Annotated in this window: 6 protein-coding genes; 2 read left to right on the top strand and 4 right to left on the bottom strand. The window is 60.1% G+C overall.

Annotated features, from left to right (window positions below; all coding sequences use genetic code 11):
* On the top strand, window positions 1–1,724 hold a 1,724-nt coding region (locus BSF44_RS28930), incomplete at its 5' end, for an Ig-like domain-containing protein (RefSeq protein WP_150130709.1).
* Between the two features lie 128 nt (window positions 1,725–1,852).
* Here the strand turns inward: BSF44_RS28930 and BSF44_RS28935 are convergent.
* The 3 genes from BSF44_RS28935 to BSF44_RS28945 form a co-directional block, all read right to left on the bottom strand.
* On the bottom strand, window positions 1,853–2,422 hold the full coding sequence (locus BSF44_RS28935) for a YceI family protein (protein ID WP_095946403.1): 570 nt from the start codon (window positions 2,420–2,422) through the stop codon (window positions 1,853–1,855).
* A 127-nt stretch (window positions 2,423–2,549) separates the two neighbouring features.
* On the bottom strand, window positions 2,550–3,221 hold the full coding sequence (locus BSF44_RS28940; protein WP_095946404.1) for a phosphoribosyltransferase: 672 nt from the start codon (window positions 3,219–3,221) through the stop codon (window positions 2,550–2,552).
* A 153-nt stretch (window positions 3,222–3,374) separates the two neighbouring features.
* Window positions 3,375–4,733 (bottom strand): MATE family efflux transporter, encoded by a 1,359-nt coding sequence (locus BSF44_RS28945; RefSeq protein ID WP_095946405.1) that lies wholly within the window; start codon window positions 4,731–4,733, stop codon window positions 3,375–3,377.
* A gap of 296 nt (window positions 4,734–5,029) precedes the next feature.
* On the opposite strand from BSF44_RS28945, the gene BSF44_RS28950 reads away from it, so the two are divergent.
* Complete coding sequence (locus BSF44_RS28950) at window positions 5,030–5,302, top strand: hypothetical protein (RefSeq protein ID WP_095946406.1); 273 nt, start codon at window positions 5,030–5,032, stop codon at window positions 5,300–5,302.
* Between the two features lie 155 nt (window positions 5,303–5,457).
* Here the strand turns inward: BSF44_RS28950 and BSF44_RS28955 are convergent, their stop codons facing one another.
* Window positions 5,458–5,730: a hypothetical protein gene (locus BSF44_RS28955; protein ID WP_095946407.1), complete on the bottom strand. Its 273-nt coding sequence runs from the start codon at window positions 5,728–5,730 to the stop codon at window positions 5,458–5,460.
* Window positions 5,731–5,893 lie beyond the last annotated feature (163 nt).

Genomic DNA, 5,893 nt, shown 5'->3' on the forward strand with positions numbered 1-5,893 from the left:
TGCGTGAAGTCGTCGGCACCGGTGGTGAATACCCCGGCCCGGCAGGTTCCGGCCTGTCCTATACCCGCGTGCCGTTCCACTTGATCGCCAACGACGGCAACCTCATGGAACACGCCGTGCCGTTCGACGGCAGCATGGACCTGGACGCCGACGGCGATCCGCAGAACCACAACGCCATCCTGCCCACCATGGGTATCGCCGAGCGTTACGACATCATCGTCAACTTCGCGAAAAACGGGATCAGCACCGGCGACAAGCTGTACTTCGTCAACCTGATGGAGCACCACGACGGCAAGGGTCCGGAGGCTACACTGCTGAGTCTGGCCGATGTCCTGTCCGGCAGGTACAAGGCGGTGCTCAAGCTCGGTAGTAACGGGCTGCAATGGGACGCCGGCGACCCGGTGGTGGGCAAATTCATGCAGATGGTGGTTCAGCCTTATGCGGGCCAGGACGTGAGCATGAACCCCGCCGACTACGAGCCCGCCAAACCGGGCAAACCGGCCGGCAAGAGCATGATCCCGCTGACCATCAACCGCGACGACCCCGCGATGCAGGCCAAGCTCAAGGTGGCGCGGCACCGCGAGTTCATCTTCGGTCGCTCCGACGGTACCGACGAAGCCCCCTGGACGATCAAGACCGACGGTGGTCTAGGCTTCCAGATGGACCCTCGGATCATCAGCGCCGCTCCGCAACTGGCCAACGGCCCGACCCCTGCCGGGTTCTCCGGCGACGGCACCCTGGAAGTGTGGAAAATCAGGAACGGTGGCAACGGCTGGAACCATCCGGTGCACGTGCACTTCGAAGAAGGCATCATCCTCCACCGCGACGGCAAGGCGCCGCCGGAATGGGAAAAATGGGCACGCAAGGACGTCTATCGCATCGGCGCGGGCATCGACAGCTCGGTGGATGTGGAAATGGCGATCCGCTTCCGTGAATTCGCCGGGACCTACATGGAGCACTGCCACAACACCCAGCACGAGGACACCTCCATGCTGCTGCGCTGGGATGTCGAAAACCCTGGCCAGTTCCAGTTGATGCCAACCCCCCTGCCCGGCTGGGACGGCGTCACCTACGTCAACTCCGCCGCGCTGCCGACCTTCCGCACTGGAGATACACGTGATAATGACGATGGCGATAACCAAAAACCGATCGCCAACCCCGACAGCGCCATCAGTAATACCGGCCAACCGGTGATCATCAACGTGCTGGCCAACGACACCGACCCTGACGCTAACGTGCCACTCAAAGTGGTGGGGCTGGAGCAACCGGACTCCGGCAAGGGCGTGGTCAGTACCGATGGTACGCGTGTGACCTACACACCACCGACCACAGTCCCCGCGCCGTTTACCGCGACCTTTACCTATAGGGCCGCCGATGCCAAGGGTGCGGAGTCGGAACCGGCGACGGTGTCCGTGGCGGTCTCGGCAGCGATCAACGAGAGCCTGATCGTCACCACCGCTACCGTCACCGCCCGCAGCAACAGCCGCTGGTATTGGGTCCTGTCCGGCACCACGTCGCGTTTCACGGGCAATAAGATCACGGCGACCGCCACGACCACGACCGGTACGGTGAACCTTGGCGCCGCCGTCCTGACGCAGACACCGACAGGCGCGCGCTGGAACATAGCGGTGACGACCGCCGGCAGTGGCCCGTCGCCTAGCCCGACAGCGACCATCAAATCGGCCTTCGGCAAAACCGTGACGGTGCCGATAAAGGCAAACTAGAGCGGGTTGATCGACGCCCGGTCCATGCAACGTGGATCGGGCGTTTTTCTTTTGTGCAGCGTACTCGGATTTTACATTCACCAAAGTCCGAATGTGGGAGCGAGCTTGCTCGCGATTGGGGCCACCCGTCACCGCTGCAGTGCCACCATCCGAAAGCGGATATTGATATCGTTGGACACCACACTGTCCGCCCACTCGCCCTCGCCTATCTTGAAGTCGTCACGCTTGAGCACCAGTTGGCCCTCAAAGATGCCGATGGCGCTCTCCGATTTCAGCAACACCGGCACACTCACTTCCCGAGTGAGCCCGCGCAGGGAAAGCTTGCCGGTGATGGTGTAGCGGTTGTCGCCCTGGGCCTTGATGGACGTCGACTCGAAGGTCGCCACCGGATAAGTCGCGGTGTCGAACCACGCCGTTTTTTGCAGCTCGGTGTTGGCGTCGCTGCTGCCGGCATCGATGCTTTTCAGGTCGATGGTCAGTACTGCATGGGCGGCGCCGGGGTTATCGGTGTCGAAGTCGAGTTTGGCCTTGAACTTGCCAAAGGTGCCGTAGGCTTTCGAACCCATCTGCTCATAGGTGAAACTCAAGGTGCTGGCCCTGGCGTTCACATCCTTGTATTCCACGGCTCCAGCAAACGGCACCAGGCCGAACACCAACGTGCCGGCCAGAGCGACGCAACGCGCGGATCGAAGGTTCATGGCACTCTCCGGGAGGGTTCCCGTCTTGAGTTGGCGTGCCGCACAGATCGGGTGGCATCAGATGGACTAAAGCAAACAACCGGCGTTTATTCCACCTCGACCGTTGATTTGCGACCACCTGCCCGCGCTACCCGCCCCCCTCGCGCAGCCACGCCCGCCGCAACAGGTCGATCACCTCGGCATCCGAGGTCTGGGAAAAATCCATGTACCAATGGCCAATCGACATGAACCACTCGGGCATCAGCGGGCAGATCAACTCATCCACCTCTCTGCGCAGCGCCTGCACCGTTTCGATTGGCGCCACCGGCACCGCCACCACGATCCGCGATGGCGCCTGTACCCGCAGCGCCTGGATCGCCGCCCTCATCGAAGCGCCGGTGGCCAGGCCGTCGTCAATCAGGATCACCACCTGATCCTTGATCTGCACCGCCGGCCGCTTGCCCCGATAGACCTGCTCGCGGCGCAACAGCTCGCGGCTTTCCCGTTCGACCACGGCGTCGAATGCAGCCTTGGCAATCGGATGCACCCGCAGTGCCTCTTCATTACGAATCTGGATACCGCCGCTGGCAATCGCGCCCATGGCGTACTCCGGGTGGGACGGCACGCCGAGCTTGCGCACCAGCATCAGGTCCAGGCGAACCTTCAGCGCTGTGGCCACCTCATACGCCACCGGCACTCCGCCACGGGGCAAGGCAAGAACGATCACATCGGGACGGTTAGCGTAAGGCAGCAGCGGCTCTACCAAACGCCGCCCGGCCGCGGGCCGGTCTTGCAGGATGGAATGGGACAAGGGGTTCATTTAAAACCTCCCCAGGCAGGCATGCCTGTCATGCACAAGTACTACTAACACCACTCCCCCTGTGGGAGCGAGCCTGCTCGCGAAAGCGTCAGCACAGTCAACATCTACACCACTGAACCACCGCTATCGCGAACAGGCAATCAAAAAAACCGCCTACACCAACCGCTCAATCTTCTGATGCTGCCACACCACTTTGTAATACAACGTCTGCAACACCAGCATCCCCAGATACGCCACCGGAAACGCCATCCACACCCCTTGCAGCCCGAACTTCGCATCCAGCAGATACGCCGCCGGCAACTGCACGCCCACCACGCACACAATGGAAATCCCCACCGGCACCATCACCGTGCCGCTGGCGCGCATGATCCCGCCGATGATCGCCTGGAAGCCAAACACCAACAGGCTCCAGAGCATGATGTGCAACAGGTGCTGAGCCATGTTGAGCGTCGCCTCTTCGGTGAGGAACGACGCCAGCAACCAGCTCGACAACAAATACCCGAGCACCACCAGGCCACCGGTCAGACACACATTGATCATCAGCCCGGTCTTCAGGATCGGCCCGATGCGCTCGATGCGCCCCGCCCCGATCGCCTGCGCCCCAAGAATCGACGCGGTAATCGCAATCGACAGCGCGGGGAACTGCACGTAATTGACGATCTGCGTCACCGCCCCATACGCCGCCGTCGCCTGGGAACCGTGCTGGTTCACCAGCGCCAGAATCACCAGCTCTGACAACGACAACACCACCATCTGCAACCCGGTGGGCAACCCGATGCGCAGCACCTTGCCGAGGATCGCCATGTCCAGTTTCATCGCTGCGAAGAACTCGCGGTCCGGCGCCAACGGATGGCCCTTGCCAAGCAAGCGCCACGCCAGCAACCCCATCGCCACCAGGTTACCCACCAGCCCGGCAATCGCCGCACTCTGAATCCCCATCGGCGCAAAACCCAGCCACCCGCGAATCAACACCGGCGTCAGCGCGAGCCCGACCATGGTCGACACCACCAGCGCCAACAACGGCGACAAGGTATCGCTCACTCCGCGCAACAACTGCGTGAACAACACAAACACCAGCAACGACGGCATGATCCACAACATCACATGGGCATACGCCACCGCATCGTCCAGCACATCCGCCGGCGTCCCCAACCCCACCAACGCCGACCGCGCAAACACACTCCCCACCACCGCCGCCACCAAGCCGATCAACACCCCCAACAACAAGGTCGCCCCGGCGATGGCCTTCACCAGATGCATCTCACGCGCACCCCACGCCTGCCCGATCAACACACCCGCGCCGGCACCAAGGCCGATCACCAGGGCGATGAAGAAAAACACAATGGGGAACATCCCCGACACCGCCGCCAGCGCCTGGGTGCCGAGCATCTGGCCGATGTAGATGCTGTTGACCGTGCCGGACATGGATTGCAGGAAGTTCGACAGAACCATCGGGGCGAGGAAAAACAGGTAGGTTTTCCAGAGGGGGCGTTGGATGTTTGGGGTTTGCATTCGTGAAGGTCCATCTCGACGGCGTGAGCGATGAGTAAGGATAGCGTGGGCGGCTGAATCCAAGGGGCCGTGAACATCTCAGGTCTGCATTTATATTTCCAGTGACGTTATGTGAAAGGTCTGAAGTTTCATCGTCGCGGGTCCTACATGAAGCTCGGAATGTCTCACCTTCCCGCGCTGATCTTATGCGGCTTATAGTCGGCGCCGTCGCCCAAATGGCGATTCGGGTTTGGCGACCTGACAACAGAGAATGACCAACTGACGGCCTTGAGCCTAACAAACAGAGATCATTCAAAATGAATCGATATATGCCTCTCACCGGAATTGACCTGGTTCCGGCTTCCCTGCTCATCGACACCCAAGCCCCACTCGACGTTCTGCAAGCCATGGCCGACTACCGTATTCGGACAGTCACACAGGTGCTGGAAAACATCGCCTACCGATCCGAACTCGGTTGCGACACGGTGGTGTTGGAGGACTTTTCCAAGTTGCTGGTCATTCCGTTGCGCGATGGGTGTGATTTGATGGATGTGATTGGGCGGCGGTTGCGAGCGCAGGCTGCGGAGTAGCAATATGCCCGTAACAAAGAGAAGAGCCGCTGCGACAGCGGCTCAACCTGGGAAACCTTCGATGATTTAAACGACTGGACAAGGGAACCGGACGACCACGAAATGATGGCTACTGTCACCGTTCTCTGGCACCTGCGTTCAGGCACTTGGTGCTGTCAATCAAAGGTATATTTGCCTTCGAGCATGAATGCCGGCTCTCTCCAGTTGGGTCCCCTCACAACTCTGAGCCCATTATTTTTTATAAAACCGGCATCACACATTTTCTTGACAAGTTTCAATAACCCTATGTTGTTCTCCACATGCGCCCAGTTAGCCAGATTATAAAGGCCATCAAGCCGAGGAAAGGAGATGCCTAATTCATTTTTGGTAAGAAATAGAATTACCTCTTCAGGTTTTTCGTTAAGTACGATGGTTGCAATGACGCTCATTACTTTACCCCTCCAAGTTCCTTGTACTCTCGTCCCCGGCGTTTTTCAAGGTAGTTGTCGCGTCAACCGTCTAACTATGCCGCTCTTTTCTCGACCTGTTGCTCTCGATCCGGGTTCAACAGCACGGTGCCGATCGGTTCCCAGTTACGCGTTCGAGCCGACC

The organism is Pseudomonas sp. ACN8, from assembly GCF_002303925.1.
Taxonomy (GTDB): domain Bacteria; phylum Pseudomonadota; class Gammaproteobacteria; order Pseudomonadales; family Pseudomonadaceae; genus Aquipseudomonas.